Below are 23148 nucleotides of genomic sequence, written 5' to 3' on the forward strand. Positions count from 1 at the left end.
TTAGTAAAAAAGGATATTTTCATGGCTATTGTTTTAACTTCTGCTCAACTCAACAGAATCAATGAGTTAGGAAATCCGACCGATGGTAGTAAACCCGACTACGCGGGCATGTACCAGTATATTTTTGACACAGTCGGCAGCCAAATGCCGACTGAGCAATGGTATTGGTTTCAACAGGCGGCACTAATTAATCAATATTTAAATGATGTTGCACTTGGAAAACCAACTCCAAATGTCTCACAATCCGCCTATTTTATACAACAAATTAATATATTGAGCTTAACTTTGGCAGGGCCAGGTCACGATGCATCAGATACAAATATTGCGCTTATTAGCAACACCATTGGTCTAAACGTTTATAACGACATTATTCAGCATGACGGTCTCATTCCAAAATTGGCCTCTCAAGTCGGGATGGATATTAATGCCGCGCTTCAGACAGGCCATTTGAATCTCAGTCAGTGGGGAGGGTCATTTTATTTTTGGGATACAGTGCCACCTGCCGGACTTGGCGGGACTTCTGGAGTTGGAGGGGCTGATGGTGTTAGAAAGATCGGTCAAATTATTGTTGATTCTGGAAATTTAAGTAACTTTATAGAGATGACCAGCACAGCCATGGCGAGAACCATTGCCAAGTTTGGTTTAAAAGGAGATGGTGCGTCCATCAATGCACTTCTTGGCGCGATACAAACATTTTCTTATGGTCACACTGATGGCTTGGGTTCAATTGCATTAGATCCCTTATTAGCAGGACAGCCTTTATTGGCTGCTGAGCTTGTGTACAACAGTGATCAACAAGTGGGTTTAAAAGTTCTGTTTAGCGTGGTGCAAAAAACCGTAAAACTTATTCCAGCGTTAAATGCAAATCTTGATTTTTCTCAAGTAACTTTTGACGACTTTATAGATTACTTTAAGGATGTGTCATCTTATTTAACCGCAGATACTATTGGAGCAGCGATATCAAATTTGTTTAAAGATACCAAGTTTGGCACAAGTGGTAATGATGAATTAAATGGTGGTTTTTTAATTGGATTAGGCAATGATGTTTTATTTGGTTTAGGTGGCAATGATCACTTAGATGGTGGACTTGGGAAAGATAGGCTGTATGGCGGCGCAGGCGATGATGTACTTGATGGTGGTTGGGGTGATGACCAATTATATGGCGGTAAAGATAATGACACTCTCAACGGAGGAGATGACAACGACCACCTAGAGGGCGGTGCAGGCAATGACACCCTCAATGGCGGCGAAGGCGCAGACTATCTCTACGGCGGCACAGGCACAGACACCTACATCCACAACACAGGCGACGGCAATGACGTCATTATGGACTCAGACGGTGACGGTAAAATCCTTATTAATGGCAGTACAACACCACTTAGCGGTGGCAAACAAGTCAAAGGCACCACCAACCTCTGGCTAAGTGATGACAAAAAGACCCAATACGCTCTCTACCACAATGGCGACGGCACAGACACCCTCAACATCTACCTACAAAATAACGAACGCCTGTTTGTTAAAGACTGGCAAGACGGCAACCTAGGCATTAGCCTTAAAGACAATGAAGCCAGCACGCCTACGGTAAAGACCAATAAATCAGACTTCTATGTCGCCCAAGACGATGAAGTTATTGATGGCGGTGATGGCAATGACGTATTGTTCAGTAGCACCACAGCAGCCGTCACCCTGACAGGCGGCGCAGGCGATGATTTAATCATGGCTAATGGCAATGGCGGCGGTCATCTTGATCTCTACACGGCAGATCATGAAGATTACATACAAATCACCACCCCAGAAGATTGGGTCACCCACCAAGCCAGCTGGCAAATCGGGCATAGCACCGTGCCTGACGACGTTTTCTATAGAAATGGCTACGACCTCTCAACAGAGATCAACGTCACCGGCACAGATGCGGCACTAGGTGACGTCTCCCTCACCACTGACCTTCGCACATTCACGGGCGCTGCCGACCAACAAGGCGCCACCTTGCTGGGTGGCACTGGCAATGATCTCATCAGCGGCTCCTCCGCGGCTGACTACATAGACGGCGGTGACGATAACGACATACTTTACGGCTACGCTGGCGATGACAACATGTTTGGCGGAAAAGGAAAAGACTACATCGTTGGAGGTGATGGTAACGACAACATCGATGGTGGCACAGAAGACGATGAACTCGTAGGTGGTTATGGTGCAGATTACCTGATGGGTGGAGCGGGTAATGACATATTGATAGCCGACCTTCCAAAAGTAGCTGGCACCGATGCCCCACCCACCAGCACCGATTACAGCCAAATGGGCGGTGATATTTTAGACGGTGGCATTGGCAATGATGAGTTGTATGGCGGCGCTGGGGACAACACCTTATTCGGTGGCAAGGGTGATGACAACCTCTCGGGCGACGGGCTAGGTACACCAGCACAATACCACGGCAATGATTATCTAGATGGCGGCGAAGGCACTGACCAGCTATGGGGCAATGGCGGCAATGATACCCTGCTAGGCGGTGATGGCAATGACCATATAGAAGGCGATTACAACGTCGCTAAACTTGCGGGACAATACCATGGTAACGATTTGATTGATGGTGGTGCAGGCGATGACGAGATTTTAGGTGAAGGTGGAAATGACACTATTTTTGGTGGTGCGGGTGATGACCTCATTTTGGGTGATGGTGGTGGAGTGTCTGCTGAGTTTGAAGGGGATGATGTTATTGATGGTGGCGATGGTGATGATGAGATTTCTGGCGACGGAGGTAATGACACGCTACTTGGTGGAGCAGGAAAAGATAAATTATATGGTGGTTTAGGCAATGATCAGTTAGATGGTGGAGCAGGTGATGACCGGCTGCATGGTGGTGAGGATAGCGATACTTTGCAAGGCGGTAGTGGGCATGACGCTCTTTATGGTGAGATGGGTAATGACACTCTCATTGGTAACGGAGATGGTGACTATTTAGCAGGCGGTGCGGGGCAGGATACTTATTATGCCCAAGCGGGTGACCTCATTGATGATGTTGACCAAGATGCGAATACCATCAAACTCGGCTCAGCTAACCAAGATGCTAATGCTGCCAATGTCACGATGGAGTTAGTTGAACTTGATATAGTTGACCCTGACACACAAGCTAGTCACGTAGAACAAGCTATGGCGATTAGCAACAATGGTAGTACGAGTTATATCTTACATGGCACTACTAGTAATGCTAAATCTGTATTTGACTTAGGCGGCACACAAATTTCTTATGCCACGTTAGTGGGTGACACTCTGCAAACGCAAATTAATATCAAGGCGGTGAATGCTACGGCCATTGGCGGTATGCAAAATGACACTTTAGTTGCAAGTGATGGGCTGGATACCTATCTCAGCGGTGGTCGTGGCGATGATGCACTATATGGCAGCACTGGTGCAGATGAGTTAATTGGCGGCCAAGGTGCGGATGTGCTTAATGGTGATGCGGGTAATGACAACATCACTGGCGGCACAGGTAACGATATGCTTAACGGAGGTTTAGGCGCAGATACCTACCAATTCCAGTTAGGTGATGGCAATGACACCCTAGCCGAACAAAATGATGCTATCAGTCATATACAGTTTGGTGCGGGCATTACGACTAATGATATTAGTATTACTTATACAGACCCAACCAAACCAGACCCTAGCCTAGGTTTTACCATTAATTACGGTACACACTTGGATGTTACGACCAACATCACCACAACCGATAGCATACACTTTATGCAAGGTCTCAATAACGGCATTACCGCCGATTTCAGCTTTGCTGATGGCACCACTATTGCCAGCATAGAAGACCTACTTGTCCTTAGTAATCACACGGCGCTTAATCTCACTGCTGACGACAGCAACAACATTCTCATCGGCAGCAACCAAAATGACACATTGATTGGTTTAAACGGTGATGATGGCTTGATTGCAGGGCAAGGCAATGACACGCTTAACGGCGGACAAGGCCATGATATTTTAATGGGTGGAACTGGCGATGATCGTTACCTATTTAACCTAGGCGATGGCCAAGACCTGATTATTGACAGCAATGCTGAAAACAATACTATTGTCTTTGGCGCAGGCATAAGCCTAGACAGCATCACTACACAGCAAAGCTATGGGCAAGATGGTAAAGACTATCTGACACTCTATTATGGCAATCAAGGTGATAGCATCACCATCCAGAACGGCAGTAACAATAGTATTAAACAATTCCAATTTACTGATACCAATAACAGCTACAGCCTCAACAGCATCATCGCGAATCCGCTCACCCTTAATGGTACTGCGGGTAATGATACCCTTATAGGCAATCGTAACAATGACACCCTAGATGGTAAAGCCGGCAATGATACGCTGATAGGCGGCTTGGGGAATGACACTTACCTGATCAACCTAGGTGATGGTACAGATACTATTATTGAAAGTAGCAATGGTCAAAGCAATGCTAACAATACGGTACAGTTTGGTCCGTCTTATGGTGCTGGTATTAATTTAAATGATGTGACTGGCACAAAACGCATTGATGCTGATGGTAAAGAATACTTAGTACTGCAATACGGCAGCAACCCATCGGATCAAGTCAGCATTCTGGATGGTTTCAAAGGTGCAATACAAAACTATCAGATACAGAAAACTACAACGGTGGTCTATTCGAATGGTGGCGGGTATACCAATACCGACCCCGTCACTCTAACTTGGCAAGCACTCATTGCCAGTACCGTGATTACGCCGCTCACAGTGAGTGGTACTGAGGGCGCAGATTCTTTAATTGGGGGTAAAGCATCTGATACGCTTTTGGGTGGCGCTGGGGATGACGTACTTACAGCAAATGCTGGTAACGACTTACTTGATGGTGGCGCGGGTAATGACATGCTTGATGGAGGTGTAGGCTTAGATACTTATGTCTTTAATAAAGGTACAGGCAATGACGTTGTGCTAGAAACCAACGTGGAAACTAATCGCATTTTGCTTGGTAATGATATTGCGCTGGCAGATTTGGATGTTGCGCAAATAGGCAACAATTTAGTGTTATCTATTAAAAATACAGCTGATACCCTTACGCTACAAGACTACTTTAGCAATAGAAATCCATGGCAGGTCAGTACTGCAGATAATGCGATGAATACGACAGTTGCAGACTTGCTCTATGCCCATAACCTTAATAGTGCATTGCTACCGATTGAAACGCGCATTCAGAATTATCAAAATGATTTCTTAAGCGCTCTTAAATTAAGTGAACAAGCTATTTTTAATGCAGCGAATCCAAATAACGGCCCGTATGACAAGGTAGTTAACAATTTTGATATTACATCCATCACTCAAAACAGTGACGCTGCGAATATTTATGGTTCTGCACAAAATGATATCAGTAATACTACCCTGCAAACTGGCACAAGATCCTATACAGCCTATACGTATACGCCTGCAGCCACGCCACAAGTCCAATATCAGACAGTGTCTTTAGCTGCCGCTGCACTGCTGTACGATGGCGGTGGCGGATTTATTGAACTACCTTATGGTGCCCAGCCAATAGTGGTGATGGATCCTTGGCCAACAAGTGGTGGTGGAAGCTCACAGCAACCTTCACATATTGTTGGATACTCAGTACCTACGAGCTCGAATACAATCTCTACTTCGTACAACATGACAGCTTATACTGCGACTGCGCCTGTTTACACCACTTACAACAATCAGCAGCTTGTCGTTGAAATTATCAACGGCGGGAGTTCAAGTAACAACATACAATCGAATAATGGTGGGTACGCTAACCTTGAGAGGTGGTGGGGCTATCAAAGTGATGTTGTGTATAGCTTTGATGGAGTAAGGTTACGCCATATTGATACCTATCACAATGATTTAGATATTGCGCATCAAGTGCTTAATGGAGGTGCTGGCGATGATGTTTTAAGTGGTGGCGGTTGGGCATTAGACGCTAATGGTTATGATTCATTTTATGCTGGCGGGGATCATTTCTTTCAGAACATGGGTAACAGATCAGGCAGCTTTTTGTACGGAGACAGTGGTAATGACACACTGATTGGCACTGCACTTGCAGATGAGTTGATTGGAGGTGAGGGAGATGACATTCTTAACGGCGCAGCGGGGGCAGATACTTACCGCGTATTAGCTGGAGCGAATCAGGGATGGGACACGATTAACGACTCGGGCTATGCAAAAACTCAAGAAAATGGTGAGTTAAATGACCTGGATGCAGGATATGGAGGGAAAATACCTACAGATACCATCGTATTTGAAGCTGGGATTCGCCGCCAAGACTTGCAACTTTCTTGGGGGGAAGTAACCGCCGATGGCTCCAAGGTTCTCGATATTAGCTGGGGGAGTAACACAGGTATTCATGTGATTGTGCCAGATGTCTACCAAGTAGGTACAGACTGGAGTGGTACAGCTACATATGCAGGTGGACTTGGTATTGAGAGCTTTCAGTTTGCCGATGGCACCTCAATGACGATGGCAGAAATGCAGGCGCTAATACCTTCTGCAGATATCAATCATGAGCCAGTAGTAGCCAATGCAATATCAGCCCAAACGGCCCTCGAAGACAGCACCTTCAGCTTCACCATCCCAGCGGACGCCTTCAGTGATGCAGATGCAAGCGACGTACTAAGCTACAGCACCACCCTAGCTGATGGCAGCGCATTACCAAGCTGGCTAAGCTTTGATGCGGTCACCAACACCTATAGTGGCACACCCTTAAATGAACATGTGGGCAATCTCAGCCTGACACTCACTGCAACCGATCTGGCCGGCGCCTCAGTAAGCCAGAACTTTGACTTGTCAGTGCAAAATACCAATGACGCACCGACACTCAACTTAGCATTGGCTGATGCAGTCGCCACTGAAACACAAGCCTTTAGCTACACGATACCAGTCAACGCCTTTACTGATGTTGATGCAGGCGATGTACTTAGCTACACCGTGACACAAACAAATGGCACAGTCCTACCAAGCTGGTTAACCTTTGATGCCGCTACCCGCACCATTAGTGGCACGGCATTAGACGCCAATATTGGCGTTCTAGACTTAAAAGTCACAGCAACGGATATGGCTGGCACCAATGTACAGGACAGCTTCCAACTCACCATTAATCCACTCAACCGCGTACTTACTGGCACGACAGCTAACGACACCTTAATTGGTGGCCAAGGCAATGACTTGCTTGATGGCGGAGCTGGATCAGACACCATGAAAGGGGGTAAAGGCAACGATACCTATATCGTCGACAACGTCGCAGATATCGTTTCAGAAAACCTCAATGAAGGCACTGACACAGTCCAATCCTCTGTCACCTATCTGCTCACAGGCAATATAGAGAATCTCGTCCTCACCGGTAACATTGCTATTAATGCTGTAGGTAATACACTCGATAATATCCTGACGGGTAATACCGCTAACAACACACTCAATGGTGCCGCAGGTGCCGACACCATGAGTGGAGGTTTGGGTAACGATATTTACGTGGTCGATAACGTTGGTGATGTCGTCACTGAGAATGCCGGCGAAGGTACCGATACTGTACAAAGCAGCATCACTTACACACTCGGCAATGCATTAGAGAACCTAACGCTCACTGGCACAACAGCGATTAATGGCACAGGAAATGCATTAGACAATCTACTAACGGGCAACACCGCCAATAATACATTGATAGGTGGTGATGGCAATGACACACTCAACGGCGGCACAGGTGCCGACACCATGAGTGGAGGTTTGGGTAACGATATTTACGTGGTCGATAACGTTGGTGATGTCGTCACTGAGAATGCCGGCGAAGGTACCGATACTGTACAAAGCAGCATCACTTACACCCTAGGCAACGCATTAGAGAACCTAACGCTCACTGGCACAACAGCGATTAATGGCACAGGTAATGCATTAGACAATGTATTAACTGGCAACACCGCCAATAACACCTTAATAGGTGGTGATGGCAATGACACACTCAATGGCGGTACTGGTGCCGACACCATGAGTGGTGGTTTAGGTGACGATCTTTACATCGTAGATAACGTCAACGACATTCTGATTGAGAACGCCGATGAAGGTTATGACACCGTACAAACAAGCGTTACCTTAACGGGGCTAGCAGATAATATAGAAGGCATCACACTTACTGGCACTGTGGCCATTAACGCTGTAGGTAATGGGCTCAATAACACCATGGTTGGTAATGCAGCTGCCAACAAACTTGAAGGTGGCGATGGTGATGATGTGATTAGTGGCGGTGCAGGCGCAGATACGATGGTAGGCGGAAATGGCAATGATCTTTATACCGTCGACAATGTGAACGATATCGTCATTGAAGATGTGAATGGTGGCGATTCTGATTGGATAAAAACTTCAGTCACCCTTACCAGCCTTGCGGCGAATGTGGAAATCTTAGCCATCTTAGGAACCGTGATCAACGCCACTGGTAATGAGCTAGATAACATCATCTTTGGCAATAGCAGTAATAACGTGATTGATGGAGGATTAGGTGGCGACGGCATGGCAGGTGGCGCAGGTAATGACACTTATCTAGTTGATAACATCAATGATATAGTCTCAGAAAGTGCGGGTGGTGGTACCGATAATGTTCAGTCAAGCATCACTTATACATTAACTGACAATGTAGAAAACCTCACGCTCACTGGCACTAATCCCATTAACGGCACAGGCAACACTCTCAACAACACGATCACTGGTAATGCTGGCAGCAATACTCTAGATGGTGGAGCAGGCACAGATATACTGGTAGGCGGCGCAGGCAATGATACTTATATTGTAGACCTCACTGCAACCAACACCCTCCAAGACAGCATTACAGAAGTAGCTGCAGGCGGTATAGACACCCTAGTCCTTAGAGGAGGAACTGTATTAGCAACCGCTGCCACCATTACCTTAGGCACCGAAGTTGACAACCTAGATGCCAGCGCAACTGGCATGACACTCCTTAACCTCACCGGCAACGCCCTAGCCAACTTCATGAAAGGCAACAGCGCCAACAACACCCTCACAGACACTGCTGGTGGTAATGACATCCTGCAAGGCTTCGCAGGCATTGATACCTTCAACGATACCGTAGGCAACAACCTCTTCGATGGCGGACTAGGCAATGATCTCATCACTGCAGGCTCAGGTCGTGACATCATTATCGGTGGTCAAGGTAACGACACCATTACTACAGGCACTGGCTATGACGTCATCGTCTTTAACAAAGGTGATGGTCAAGATATTATCAATGCCTCTACCGGTGCAGACAACACCATCAGTCTAGGTGGTAACTTCGCCTACAGTGATCTAAGTCTCACCAAATCCACTAATGATCTCATCCTAAAAATGGGTGCGACTGATCAGATCACTCTTAAAAACTGGTACCTCACGAGTCCAACGAATAAGAGTGTGATCAACCTACAAGTAGTCGCAGAAGCCATCCAAGGCTTTACCCTTGGTGGAGCAGACGCGCTACGTAACAACAAGATTGAGAACTTCAACTTCAGCAACCTGGTCGCTGCGTTTGATACCGCTGGTGCAACCGCTAACTGGCAACTCACGGATGCAAGATTGACGACCCACTTACAAGCAGGCAGTGATACTGCCGCTATCGGTGGAGACTTAGCTTACCAATACGGCAACAACAGCAACCTGACAGGGATGGGCTTACTCAATGCACAGAGTGTGATTGCAGCGGCAAGCTTTGGACAGACAGCACAAACGTTGAACAATCCGACGGTGTGGCAGGCTGAGGTGGCGAAGCTTGGGTAGTAGTCTGAATAGAGTGAAACGCCTGTTGATTACATGGGAGTTAGGTGCTAATTATGGACATCTATCGCGTCTAATTCTTGTAGCTGATGCTCAACGCGCTTTGGGACGAGAGATGTTGTTTGTCGTCTGTGATTTGGATGCAGCTCAAAAGTTACTAGCTCCTCAAGGCTATGCTTACGTGGCAGCCCCTCGATTGAAGTGTAAACCAAGCAATGAGTTAATGCTCAGCTATGTCCAACTGCTGTTAGCTGTAGGCTATGCTGATCAGTTAGCACTGCAAGTAGCTTTAGGTAACTGGTTACATTTATTCAATGAGTATCAACCGGATCTAATTATTGCGGATCATTCACCAACCGCATTATTAGCTAATCATATTACTAAAATTCCAGCAATTCAACTAGGGTCTGGCTTTGAAATACCTCCTCTCGATCACTGGCCTGAAATGTTGCCGTTTAATTCTCAACAAAAGCTTCAGTTACAAGACTCAGAACAGCAATTACTCGTCAACATGAATCGGGCATTGATTGTTCATGGGGGGCTTGCAATGCAATCCGTGACTGAGTTATTTAAAAACTGCCATCAGTTACTTACCACTTTTGCCGAGTTAGACCATTATCCATACAGAAATCATATGAATTATATTGGACCTATTTACTCGGTAAGTAGTGGTTCAGAGATTTTATGGACGGATACTTTGCAGAAGAAAGTGTTTGCTTATGTTTGGTCGGGTCTACCTGGTCTTAATCATTTAATGCTAGCCTTGGCTGAATTAGATATAGAGGTCATTGCAGTAATACCAGAGTTATCTAATGAAGCTTTGCTGCTATTCAGTCAACCTAATATTCGTATTTATAGAGAAACAATTAACCTCTCAGCCTTGTTAGATAATGCTGATTTGTTGATTACACATTCTGGATTTGGCACTGTCAGCGCTTTCTTAAAACAAGGCGTCCCCGTCATGATAATTCCAGATACTTTAGAACAGTTTCTAGTGGGACAGAATGTTGAAGTGCTAGGGGTGGGATTAGTCATGGGATCTAGGCGCAGTCAGGATAGTTTCAAGCAAACAATTTCGCAGTTATTACACTTAGGGCTAAACACCTTATCTTCATTTCAGGAAGCGGCAAGTCAATTCGCTGCACGATACCGAAACTGTGATCAAGTAATTCCAATTCAAGCAGTCACACTTGCAATTCATAATACATTAAACGAGTAAATAATGGCTTCAAAAATATCAACTAATTTCGACTTCTCCCCCGGTATCCTAGGTGTACAAGAACGTCCACCTTCACCACTACCACGCATCGTATTGCGCGGTGTGTTGATATTAGTCTTCCTGATGCTGCTCTGGGCCATGTTTGGTCGCCTAGATGTGGTTTCCGTCGCTGAGGGTAAACTCGTCCCGGTCAGTTATATCAAAATCGTCCAGCCCTCTGAAGCAGGTATCGTGCGTGATATCACCATCAAAGAAGGTCAAGCTGTCACTAAAGACCAAGTGCTGATACGGATGGATGCCAATATCTCTGAAGCAGACAGCAAAGCTGTGCAAGCTGCCTTGCAATATAAATCTATAGAGTTGCGTCGTATTGAAGCTGAACTGTCCAATCAGCCGTTCACACGACAAGCGAAAGACTCTAACGAACTGTTTAACCGTATTTACGCGGAGTATCAATCGAATCGCACTGCGCTACAGGATGACTTAAATGCTGAATCCGCCAGCTTACAAAAGGCCCATAGTGATTTAGCCGCCACGGTAGAAGTACAACATAAAATGGAGCAAACACTCCCCAGCTATAAAGCCCAAGAAACTGCCTATAACGAATTAGTCAAAGACGGTTATGCAGGTGCACTCATGGGGCAAGAGAAACAACGTGACCGTATTGATGCCGAACAAAACCTGCGTGCACAAGAATACAATGCAAAAAGCCTGCAAGCGAGCATTTCGCAATCACAAAAGAGACTCAATCAGGTGCAATCAGACTATCGCCAAAAGCTAGAAGCCGAACGCGTCGCCACCTTTGCAGAATTCCAACGCCTAGAACAAGAATGGGCTAAACAATCCCACAAGAATAGCTTGTTAGAACTCAAAGCTCCACAAGCCGGTATCGTCAAAGACTTAGCCACACATACGCCTGGCACCGTGGTTTCACCTGGCACCGTCATTATGACGCTAGTTCCCAACAACGAAGCCCTACAAGCCGAAGTTTGGATGAAAAACGAGGATGCTGGCTTCGTCCATGCCGGTCAAGAGGTGAAGGTAAAACTCTCAGCTTACCCATTCCAGAAATACGGCATGGTAGACGGTAAAGTATTACAGGTCAGTGCTGATGCTACAGATAAATCTGCTTCTAACAACAATCAAAACAACGCAGAACAAAATCAATCGCCCAGCAATGCCCAGCTGTCATATCGCACCATCATCCAGCTCAGCAAACAAAGCTTAGACACAGAACAAGACAAGCTGCATTTAACGCCAGGCATGCAAGTGGTTGCAGAGATCAAGCTGGCAGATGAAACTGTGATGGAATATCTACTATCACCCATTAGCAAAGCCTTCCGTGAAGCAGGTAGAGAGCGCTAATATTAAAAACAACTATCTGAGCAATATCACCAATCAATTCCGATTCATCCCAACTTTAATTTAAGTATCGTTATGAACTCAAGCATTCGTACTCTCTGCATCCTATTGCTGTTAACGCCCACTATACTCAAGGCCGCACCTCAGGCGCAAAACCTCAAAGACATCTTTGAGTTAGCCTTGCAGCATGATTCCACTTGGGCCGCTGCACGCTACGCCAACAGCGCCGCACAAGAGAAAATAGTGCAAGGTGAAGCTTTGTTACTCCCCACCGTCAGCATTAACAGCAGCGCCACTCGTTCTGATACCAGCATCCAGTACACAGGATCCACTGTCTACAGAAACAATAACCAATCAGAAAAATTTAATACGTTAAGCTACGGCATTAACGTCAATCAGCCCTTATATCGCAAACAAAATACAGTGCAATATCAATCAGCCACTCTTCAAGTGAACTTTGCTGATCTGCAACTACAACAAGACCGCCAAGATCTGCTATTGAAGTCAGCACAAGCTTACTTTGATGTGCTCTTAGCACAAGACAAGCTCACGCTCAATCAAGCCCAGAAATCAGCTATCAGCAGCCAGCTCGCGCAAGCTAAGGCTAACTTCAAAGCTGGTGTGTCGACCATTACTGATGTGGATGAGGCGCAAGCCAAGTTTGATACTGTGCAATCACAAGAGATCGCCGCATACAACGAAATAGAAAACAAAAAACAAGCCGTACAACTACTCACCGGACAATACCCAGGGCCATTGAATGGTATTCAAACAAAAATCTCACTCAGCCTACCAGTACTAACAGCACAGGGTGAAGAGCACGCTAGCAACAATCACCCCAGTGACAATAATCCCAACGACAATATCACCTTATGGATACAACAAGCGCAGCAAAACAACATCGCCCTCAATCAAAAGAAACTAGACTATGAACTGGCGAGTAAAGCCATAGAACTAAATCAAGCTGGTCATCTTCCCACCTTGGATGCAGTAGCGAGTTATAACAGAACGAATGCCAATGGTGGTATCAACGGCTTTGGTAGTGATTTAAATAACACCACGGTTGGTTTACAGTTTCAAATGCCTTTATACCAAGGAGGAGCGACCAGCTCTAAAGTCAGAGAAGCCATTGCCAATCAACAAAAGGCACAAGAAGAAATCGAAGCAGCCAGACGTAAAGCTGAACTGGATACTAGGCAAGCTTATTTAGAAGTGACTAGTAATATCGCCCAAGCCAATGCGAATGAACAAACCTTGTATTCCACAGAAAGTCAGCTGGCATCCACCAACAAGAGCTTTAAGTTAGGCATTAGAACTAATGTGGATGTACTGAATGCACAACAACAAGTATTTAATGCTAAAAGAGACTTATTGCAAACGCATTACAATTATTTGCTGGGTTTGCTTAAACTCAAATATGCCAGTGGGATATTGCATGATCAGGATTTGGAAGAGGTGAATGGGCAGTTGGGAGCGGGTGAGTAGCTAGGGTGTCAATTCAGTGCTATACAACCTAGGGCTAAACATTTTGGAAAGTATAGACTAGTTATAAATGCTTACATAAACTGAGAGTTTAGGGTATTTCATCACAGATTTTAGCTGCGATATTCAGAACTTATGGGAGTAGAAGGTCGGAATGGGTCAATAGTTGCTATGTAAGATTGGTTGTGTTTGCAAAGATGTAAGTCGATATTTAAGTGTGGATGGTCTTGGCTAATCTCTTAATGTAATCCCTAATGAATAAGGAAAAATAATGGCTCAAGGTGTTGTTGCTGACAACTGGTCTTTGCAGGACATTTCAACTCTTTTAACTGAAGGCCTTGAGGTCGATACGGCTGGAGAAATTATTTTAGAGAATAATGTTCATTCTTATAAGCCCGTATTAAGTGCAATTATTCAAACGGAGGCACTCTTTGATTTTCTTACAGATCTTCTATTACGGGATGAAATATTAGTAGAAGAAAGTTTTACATCAGCATGGGAGCGTATTGATAGCCCAATTTTAGAAGCTAAGAAACTGGGGATTGTCAGGCCTTATCCATTTCTGTCAGAGCCAGAGAAGATTGCAGGTCCGCGTGATCGCATTGTTGAGCATATTTGTTCAACAGAATCTCTTAAAGTCGCTCATCAAAAAAATGTCGATGGGTGGAGTAAACACAGAAAAACGCCAGATGGATTACTTTCAGCTACTCTGTGGGGAGGTGCAGGCATGTGTGCTAGAAGTTTTGTTTACGAAAAAAGCTATACACCGCATCCTTTAAGGAAAAGATTATTTGTGAATTCTGGATTTATGCTACCAGCTGGAGACTCACTTCATCAATTTACAACATTTTTAGCTGACAAAAAAGTGAATGTTTCTAAAAAGATTTATGGCAATGACTCTTTATATTCAGCATATGTGAACATTCCAGCTATACCAATCCGAATCATTCAAGAGTCATCATCTGCTGATCAGTTAATTTCCACAGCACTAGAAATGAGAGATGACTTCCAAGCTTTACGGGATTGGTTAAAAATGTTTCAGAATGCGATGAGTTTAGAAGATACAAAGAGTTTATTGAAATATAGAGAACAACTAGATTCTGTTAGCCAATACATTGATAAAAAAATTGGACTTGGCTCAACCAACAATCCAGTGACAATGGAAGCCGGAATGGGTATTTTTAAAATTGCTACTCAGAGCAATCCCCTCGAAAGTTTAAAAAATCAGTTTGGGATCAGAGCTACGATTAATAAATTGATTTTTGGCAGTAGCGGAAAAGCAGAAATTAAAAAATATATAGATATGTTTGGGGAGCAAAAAACTTCAATTGGTGTCAATGCTTGTTTAGAAGCGCACCACAGTTTGCGTGCAAAAGTGCACCAGTTTAAGACCTATTTTTAAAGCGATAAGAGTCATTTCCTGTTTCAACAATATCGCAGTGATGCACAAGTCTATCGAGTAATGCTGAAGTCATTTTTTCATCTGCAAATAACTTACCCCATTCCGAGAACGCCAAATTAGTCGTTATGATGATACTGGTCTGCTCATGCAATTGACTGATGAGATGAAACAGCAAGGCACCACCTTTTTGGCTGAAGGGTAAATAGCCCAGCTCATCTAAAATCACCAAATCATATTTTGCGAGTTGTTGCGCTAGTTTATGTTTTTGCTGATCTTTGTCTAACTCTAACTGATTGACTAAATCCAGCACGTTGTAGAAACGCACTCTAGCACCCTTAGTTGCTGCATCCACCCCAATTGCACTGGCTAAGTGGGTTTTACCTGTCCCTGGACCACCCACAAAGATGATATTGCGCTTTTGTTTGATATAGTCACCATCAAGCAGCAACTCAATACTGGGTTGATGCACAGGAGACTGTTCAAACTTAAATGTCGTGAGTGATTTATGTTGTGGGAACTTGGCTTGCGTAATGCGATATTGCACACTGCGACGCTGACGATCCGTTAACTCTGTTTGTAATAATCGGCCAATAATGTCTGGTGTTGATCGTTTGCGTGCAATCCCATCAGTCACGATTTCATCCCAAGCTTCTGCCATGGCGCCTAGCTTCAACTCTGCCAGCAAAGCAATACACTCATGCCGCTGCATACTGCGCTCCTAAGCTAAGTAAGCTGTCATAACGGGATAGCTGCGCTTGTGGTGGTATGCGCAGCGGTACATCGTAGCTGATGATTGTGGGAATCACCGGTTCGGTAAGGCGATGAATAATGTTGAGCACGGCTTCAACCGTCGGCATTTCATTCTCTAATGCAATGGCAGCTGCTTTGACGCCTATTTCCTCGCCATAATCAGCAATCAAACTAAGTAGCTTCACCATGGCACGATCACCCTTGGGTTGTTTGAGCAAGTGACTTTGCAGTGTTTTAACGGGTTGCGGCAAAGGCTAGTGTAAGAATGGCTCGCCATTACGTAACGCCCCTGGTTTGCGCTCAAGTGCTGAGAGATAATGCCAAGGATTATAAGTCGTTTGTTGTTTATCAAAGCTGCGAGGATGTTTAGCCACTTCACGCCCTTCAGCAATCACTTTTATTTCGGTTGCGCTAATATGTAGCTCCACGTTACGCAGAGTGTAATTGCAAGGCACACTGTATCTATGTGCATCAAAGCTGACCAGTGACAGCGAGTTAACCCGCACCCATTCAACACGGTAGCCCTGATATTGCGTACATGGAACGAGTACGCGTTGCTCTTGTACAAAGCGTATTGCAACCGTTACCGTCTTATCTTCTGGATGCGATGCTGAGAGAATACGGTCTTGGCATTGTTGCAATAAAAACGTATTAAACTCTTGCCATGTGGCAAAGGCTAACATTGGCTCAAATACTTGCTTTCGCAAGGTGCGCACTTGCCGCTCAATTTGACCTTTCTCCCAGCCGGATGCAGGTGTACAGGCTACGGGTTCAATCATGTAGTGATTCATGAGCGCTAAAAACTGTGCATTAAATTCACGCTCCTTGCCAACACCGATGCTTTTAACAGCCGTCTTCATGTTGTCGTAAATGCCGCGCTTCGTGACGCCACCAAAGTAAGTAAATGCGTGATTATGGGCGTCGATGAGCATTTCCATTCTTTGATTGGGGTAAGCGCGCACAAAGAAGGCTCTGCTGTGACACAAGCGGAAGTGTGCAACTTGAGCTTTATGCACGACGCCAGCAATCTTGACGGCTTCCGTACTCCAGTCAAACTGATAAGCATCACCTATCGGGAAATGCTGAGGGATGAAGGTGACGGATGACGCATTACTTTGATCAGCAAATTGCCGTATATAAGCCGATACAGCGCTGTAGCTACCTAGGTAACCACAAGATTGAAGCCATTCATAATGACGACACGCAGTCATGCGTTTATTCTTAGGTTGTGTTTGTGCTTCTAACAGGCGTTGGTCGAGTTGAGTTAAAAAGTCTCCTAGCATCGGATAGCGCTTAGCAGGTTTCTGGTAAACAGGAATCTGCGTTTGTTCGATGTGCTTTTTAACCGTTCTACGATTGATGTTGAGTTTTAATGCGATGGCACGAATTGAAAGCGACTCTTTGTGATAAAGGCGCCTTATCTTGGCTATGGTTTCCATACAGATCATCCTAGGTGAGCCTCGCAAAATTGCGAGAGTTTAACAACTCCTAGGGTGGTGCACTTCTACACGCAAATCCCTAAGAGATCTGGTGCATTTTTGCACTGAAATTTACAAGATGTATTTATAAAGCGACTGATAGAAGTATTTGGGTTAACGGCATCACCTAGTTTTGCGCAAGGGAGTGGGGTTTTTTCAGGATAAATGCCGGCAGCAACCATTGCCCAATAACCTCTTGGTGGTCTAGGTATATTTAGATTCTTTAAAATACGGATTAGATAACTGTCTGAGACCCCATAGCGCTTGGATACTTTGGTGATAGGTTCAGACCAGATTTCATCATAGAGTTTTTCACGTGTAACTGACATGAAGTAGCTCCTAAATTTAAATTCATATTCGAAATGGTAGCGATAGCTTTCACGTAAATACTTAATGACACTTCGCGACGATTGATTATTTTCAATAAAGCTACATGAAATATCAACTAGACTTATGGACTTTAAATAATCTAAGCATAGAAAAACATATATGAAAGCTTCCGAACGAATCATAGATGGACTTAAACAAGGAATTGACCGCCACTGGCGCTACACGAAGAATCTATTAAATGTAAAACCAGAGTATTTATTAACTGTGTCTGTAGCAGACGCATTGACTGACGGATTCGACGGCATTTGTGGGCTAGATTTAGAAATTAAGCTTGAAGAGCCAACTCGTAGGTTATGGGGTAGTTTATGGATTAATGCAGTTGGTTATAAAAACTATTTCCCTCTTGTGAAGCAAAAAGAGTACGAAAAATATAAAATGATACGTAAGGGTAAAGTTGACATATATGTTGAATGCAATTCAGAAAGCTGGATTATTGAGCTTAAAGGGTTCAATCCAAGTGCTGATGAGATTAGGAAAGAAATAGTTAGGCTTACTCAATTTATAGCTGCAAATGAACAAAAAAATAAATGCAGGGGTTGTTATCTTGCATTTCCAACATTATTGGATCGAACCGAATGGATTGAAAGTACAGTGCTTGCTATCAGTGGGAACGCACCTTTCCTGATTTCATTTGAGAGTGAAAAAGTTGAAACTCTGGAAGATCCAGATGATGGAATGCCAGTTTTTTATGCAAATTGCATTAGCATCGTTTGTATCTAGTTACTATTTCGCTTCTTGAAATTATTATTGATAAAATTGGTCATAAATGTTTACAAATATGATTATTTCTCATAAAATTATGAGAAATAATCATATGAAGAATTTGAATGGACTATAAAGAATTTCGTAGGCATATCGGTAAAGCTGCATTAAGTGTAAATTCATTCGCCTCAATAATTGGCGTATTACCTAATGCAGTTTCGAATTATTCGAAAAAACAATTTGTTCCTAAAGAGTATGCTGTTATAGCTGTTTTGATGGGAGATGCGGCAGATCGTGGTGTCGATTTTGTTAGTGTTCTTAATAAGTTTGGTATTTATGAACAAATCAGCACAGATAAAAAAGTAAGTTCAATTAATAAATATAAAGCTAAAACTTGATTATTTTAGTACACAAAATTTCGGAGGTTATATGAGTACACCAGATGGTAATTTTCGTGAGACGGAATATCTTGGTTTGGGATTTCTCGCAGTAAAAAGTAGCGTACTATTGTCCCGAATATTACAAGGCCAAGATATAAATGATGACGATAAATATATTTTAAAACGGGCACAAGATTTTTTGACTGAAGTGTCTAGTGGGGCAAGACTTGTAAACTCAGGCAATAGTACAAATGCAAATGCCATTGAAAGTGTTCGTAAGCTAAGCTATTCCGTTGAGCCTATAAAGCTTATGCATGAACAAATACGTGCTACAGAGGTGGAAGGCGTGTTTAATGACATGGCATCGGCAATTGAGTCAGCAATAGCTTCTCCTAATCCTGCTGATTTAAAAGAAAATGAGTTAAATAGGGCAACAGAATTTTTCAAAGTTCTACACCTATCATTGCTAAATATTGTTGAAAATAAGCAAAAAAGATTTGGTTCAACATTTGAATTAAATTTTGCTCGTATTTAGAGGTGGATAAACTAACATTTCAGCCTTTACAATATTGGAAAGGTCAAACTCAATTACTTAGAATTGGTTTGCTGAAACGAATAGAAGAACTTTCAGTTTCTGATTATCCTACGGCATCTCCGAATCAAACAATTCGTTTTTTACAAGACTATTTGAACGAACTTAGTCACGCAATTGATAATTCTGGTACAGAGGATGAGTTAAGAATATTACGTATGCAAATTGCGCAATTGGGCGTGTTTCTAGATTGGCTAGATAACGCACATACAGAGCAAACTCCTCGAGGACTCGTGCAGCTTTTAAAGCACCTTATTAATCTAATCGCTCCAAACTCTAGAGTAATAGCCAGACCACAAGCAGAATATAATTATTCAATTCGCGATTTAGGTGGGTTCTTAAAAAGTTTAGTTGATAACTACATCCCACATTCAAAACAGTCAGTATTTCAAGACTATCTCTCTTCCCCTACTAAATTGATATCCTTTCCTAGGATTGAGCGAGACAACATTTTGGCTCATGCTATATTTGGCCATGAATTAGGTCATCCGATTGCAGATGAATATCTAAACCAAGAAACAATTGAAACTGGCGAACTGCAAAAACATATAGTTGATTTTTTACAACAAGAACTAAATAAACAAAATAAACAATTATCAGAAGGTGAAAAATTAGCTGAAACGACAAAGATTTTTAATCAAGTACTTGAAGTTCGTAAACGAGCACTTCAAGAGTTAATTTCAGACGCAGTTGGGATAATTATTTTTGGTCCTAGCGCTTTCTTTGCCTGCTATGAATTATTTTGGGGAGGTGATCTGGATGCATTACCTTCCCCAAGAGAGTTTTATCCTCCATCACGCATGAGGATAAGACTAATGCTAAAGTTGATGAAAGATCTTGGATTTCAACAAGGCCTATTAAATATTAAAGATGATAGGTCTAAAAATTATATAGATTCGGTGAAAGAATTTTTATCCTTTTGTGAGAATTTAACCACAATTAATACTGACCACCAGGCCATCAACAATAGTCCATTACATAAATTAGCATATGATTCTGCAATTAGTAGTTTGGAGAAAGCTATTAAATTTGCTTTAGCCAAAACAACAAATGTAGCTTTCGATGGCAATAAAATATTCTTACAAGTCCCGGAATTAATCAAAAGAATAGAGATGAATATCCCACCAAATGAAATAGGAGACCCAAAATCTCCTCAATTGGTAGATTTTCGTGCATCTTTATTATCGGCTTGGATATATAAATTAAGAAACATAAATCCAGATACAAACAACGAACTGACTAGTTCAGAAAATGAACGTCTTCAAAAATTGACTTTAAGAGCGATTGAGTACGTAATTCTTCAATCTGAGTACAATGAAATCATGCATATTGATAATGGTGCTACTCTATGAGTGTATTAGGTAATCTTGAACTGCATAAGTTGTTAAGTAGAGAAAAAATCGAAGAAAGACTTATCGTTACTCCACTGTTTAACCAAGACAAACAAATCAATGAAGCATCTATAGATATTCGACTGGGCAATGATTTTATTGTGACGAGACGAGGAAATTTGGCAAGTTTAGATCCTGCAAGGCAGGATGTCAGAGAGTCTAGATATCAAACTAAACATTTTGTAAATTTTAAAGAGCCCTTTTATTTACACCCACAAGAATTAGTTTTGGCTGGGACATTGGAATATTTCCGTTTGCCAATTGATGTTGCAGCAACAGTAACATCAAGGTCACAATGGGGTCGTGCTGGTTTAGTAATTGCTACGGCAACTGCAGTCCATCCAGGATTTTGTGGAACAATCACATTAGAACTACTTAATTTGGGTGAGGTTCCGCTCGTTTTGTACCCAGGTACATGTGTAGCGCAAATAGTATTTTATGAATGTGTTGGAGGTACAGCCTACAAGGGCCAAATGAGTCATAAGACAGATGCACATTTTGCTGGTGTTTCAGCAGATATGAAAATGAATGACAAAGAGTTTTGGTTACCAGAGCAATCATAAACTTTAGTAGGATTATCTAAAAAAATGAGACTAAATTACATTAATGTCTCTTTACTAAATTGTTAACTTATTGATTTTTTGATGTCGAAATACTGATAAAAAAGAGAACCTACATTTTTGTAGGATATTACTAGATTCTTGATTTGTCTCAGTATTTAGATTTGTGATGCTCAGTAGAAAAGCCCTTTTGGGCTTTTCTTATATCTACAAATAACTTTAATTTCAAAATAAGCCGAAATCAATAGTTACATACGGAACTCTAAATAACATGATTGAATTAAAAACATCTTTAAACAAAATATGGGCTAAGTTGGCTGCAATCTATGGCAGCAGCGTTCTTCTGATGATGCTGTGGGTGCTGGGGCTTTTAGTTATCATTTGCATCGCATTATTTATATTTTTTAATTCGGCTGCACCGACTAGCTTAACTATTACCGCTGGTGAGGAAGGTAGCATTTATCAGAAAAATGCGTTGAAATACAAGGCGATTTTAGCGAGAGAAGGTGTGACGCTTAATATAGTGCCATCAAACGGCTCTATTGATAACCTGAATAAATTGGCTGACAAGCGCGTACACGTTGATGTTGGATTTGTGCAAAGTGGGGTTGTCGGTAATATCAAGACCGATAAGCTGATGTCGCTTGGTAGTATTGCCTATCAACCCATGATGATTTTTTACCGTGGTGAAAGTAAAAACTTGATTTCGGATTTTGCTGGTAAGCGATTGAATGTCGGCGAGCTCGGAAGTGGTACACACTCTTTGGCATTGACTATGCTAAAGGAAAATGGAATTTTACCAGGTGGTAGTACAAAGTTAATTGAAACACCAAGCCCTAACCCAGTGGAAGACTTATTGCAGGATAAGATTGACGCAATATTTGTGATGGGGGACTCTGCATCATTGCAGTTGATTAAAGACTTGGTCAAAACACCAGGTATTAACATCTTTAATTTTGATCAGGCTGATGGTTATACAAGGCGTATTAAATATTTACATAAGTTGGTTTTACCTAAGGGTTCAATCGATTTAGGCAAAAACATTCCTGTAAACGATTTAAATTTAATTGCACCTACGGTTGAGTTAATAGCCCGTGACACCCTGCATCCAGCACTTTCTGATTTGTTACTAGACGCAGCAAATGAAGTACATGGTTCGGCAACTTTATTTGTGAAAAGTGGAGAATTCCCTAATCTAACTACTCAAGAATACCGAATCAGCCCAGACGCAACGCGCTATTACAAGTCTGGTAAAAGTTTTCTCTATCGTGACTTTCCATTTTGGATGGCTAGTTTTATTAATAGAATACTGGTCGTTTTGGTACCATTATTGTTGATATTGATACCTGCAATAAAATTAGCGCCAAGTATCTACCGATGGAAAATTCAACTGTCCATTTACCCCTTTTACAGAGCCTTACTTGAGCTCGAGAAAGATGCCTTTGGATCAGTAAATGATGTGGAAAAGCGTCAGGAGATTATGAGTAGTCTAGATGAGCTAGAAGCGAGGTTAAGTAAAATAAAAATACCTGCAGCATTTGCAGATATGTTTTATGGATTGCGCGGACATATCAATTTTGTACGCACTAGGCTGCTGGCTGAACAAATTTCCGATGCAACTGCATGATCTTTAGGCGATTCAGTTAACTCTTATTGTGTAGAAGTTCAATTT

At 42.8% G+C, this 23148-nt stretch carries 13 protein-coding genes and 1 pseudogene; 11 read left to right on the forward strand and 3 right to left on the reverse strand.

All coding sequences use genetic code 11. The annotated features are described in order from the left end of the window. Positions 1 to 21: 21 nt before the first annotated feature. The 5 genes from M301_RS00065 (at position 22) to M301_RS00085 (ending at position 15233) form a co-directional block, all read left to right on the forward strand. Positions 22 to 9771, forward strand: a complete 9750-nt coding sequence (locus M301_RS00065) for a beta strand repeat-containing protein (RefSeq protein ID WP_013146719.1) — start codon at positions 22 to 24, stop codon at positions 9769 to 9771. Beyond that, positions 9764 to 10987 (forward strand): glycosyltransferase, encoded by a 1224-nt coding sequence (locus M301_RS00070; RefSeq protein ID WP_013146720.1) that lies wholly within the window; start codon positions 9764 to 9766, stop codon positions 10985 to 10987. Before M301_RS00065 ends, M301_RS00070 begins: the two co-directional genes overlap by 8 nt. Before the next feature lie 3 nt (positions 10988 to 10990). Next, positions 10991 to 12352: an HlyD family type I secretion periplasmic adaptor subunit gene (locus M301_RS00075; protein WP_013146721.1), complete on the forward strand. Its 1362-nt coding sequence runs from the start codon at positions 10991 to 10993 to the stop codon at positions 12350 to 12352. 72 nt (positions 12353 to 12424) lie between these two features. After that, the gene (locus M301_RS00080; protein ID WP_013146722.1) at positions 12425 to 13834 is read left to right on the forward strand and encodes a TolC family outer membrane protein; all 1410 of its coding nucleotides are present in this window, start codon (positions 12425 to 12427) and stop codon (positions 13832 to 13834) included. A 268-nt stretch (positions 13835 to 14102) separates the two neighbouring features. Then, positions 14103 to 15233, forward strand: a complete 1131-nt coding sequence (locus M301_RS00085) for a hypothetical protein (protein ID WP_013146723.1) — start codon at positions 14103 to 14105, stop codon at positions 15231 to 15233. Here the strand turns inward: M301_RS00085 and istB are convergent. The 3 genes and pseudogenes from istB to M301_RS00100 all read right to left on the reverse strand — a co-directional run bounded on the left by istB (position 15217) and on the right by M301_RS00100 (position 17790). Next, positions 15217 to 15942 carry an IS21-like element helper ATPase IstB gene (gene istB / locus M301_RS00090; protein ID WP_013146724.1) on the reverse strand — a complete coding sequence of 242 codons (726 nt, stop codon included), beginning with the start codon at positions 15940 to 15942 and terminating at the stop codon, positions 15217 to 15219. The two genes, M301_RS00085 and istB, sit on opposite strands and share 17 nt — an antisense overlap. Further along, positions 15929 to 17431, reverse strand: a pseudogene (gene istA / locus M301_RS00095) (IS21 family transposase). Before istA ends, istB begins: the two are co-directional and overlap by 14 nt. 56 nt (positions 17432 to 17487) lie before the next feature. After that, positions 17488 to 17790, reverse strand: coding sequence for a hypothetical protein (locus M301_RS00100; protein WP_013146725.1), 303 nt, complete (start codon positions 17788 to 17790; stop codon positions 17488 to 17490). A gap of 160 nt (positions 17791 to 17950) precedes the next feature. On the opposite strand from M301_RS00100, the gene M301_RS00105 reads away from it, so the two are divergent. The 6 genes from M301_RS00105 to M301_RS00130 all read left to right on the forward strand — a co-directional run bounded on the left by M301_RS00105 (position 17951) and on the right by M301_RS00130 (position 23103). Then, complete coding sequence (locus M301_RS00105) at positions 17951 to 18571, forward strand: hypothetical protein (RefSeq protein WP_013146726.1); 621 nt, start codon at positions 17951 to 17953, stop codon at positions 18569 to 18571. Between the two features lie 107 nt (positions 18572 to 18678). Continuing rightward, the gene (locus M301_RS00110; RefSeq protein WP_013146727.1) at positions 18679 to 18951 is read left to right on the forward strand and encodes a hypothetical protein; all 273 of its coding nucleotides are present in this window, start codon (positions 18679 to 18681) and stop codon (positions 18949 to 18951) included. A 31-nt stretch (positions 18952 to 18982) separates the two neighbouring features. Continuing rightward, the gene (locus tag M301_RS00115; RefSeq protein ID WP_013146728.1) at positions 18983 to 19468 is read left to right on the forward strand and encodes a hypothetical protein; all 486 of its coding nucleotides are present in this window, start codon (positions 18983 to 18985) and stop codon (positions 19466 to 19468) included. A 2-nt stretch (positions 19469 to 19470) separates the two neighbouring features. Next, a complete protein-coding gene (locus M301_RS00120; RefSeq protein ID WP_013146729.1) occupies positions 19471 to 20877 on the forward strand; it encodes a hypothetical protein in 1407 nt (468 codons plus the stop codon). Next, positions 20874 to 21479, forward strand: coding sequence for a dCTP deaminase (dcd, locus tag M301_RS00125; protein ID WP_013146730.1), 606 nt, complete (start codon positions 20874 to 20876; stop codon positions 21477 to 21479). Before M301_RS00120 ends, dcd begins: the two co-directional genes overlap by 4 nt. Before the next feature lie 268 nt (positions 21480 to 21747). Then, on the forward strand, positions 21748 to 23103 hold the full coding sequence (locus M301_RS00130) for a TAXI family TRAP transporter solute-binding subunit (RefSeq protein WP_013146731.1): 1356 nt from the start codon (positions 21748 to 21750) through the stop codon (positions 23101 to 23103). Positions 23104 to 23148 lie beyond the last annotated feature (45 nt).

Origin of the sequence: Methylotenera versatilis 301 (assembly GCF_000093025.1) — a bacterium.
GTDB classification, from domain to species: domain Bacteria; phylum Pseudomonadota; class Gammaproteobacteria; order Burkholderiales; family Methylophilaceae; genus Methylotenera; species Methylotenera versatilis.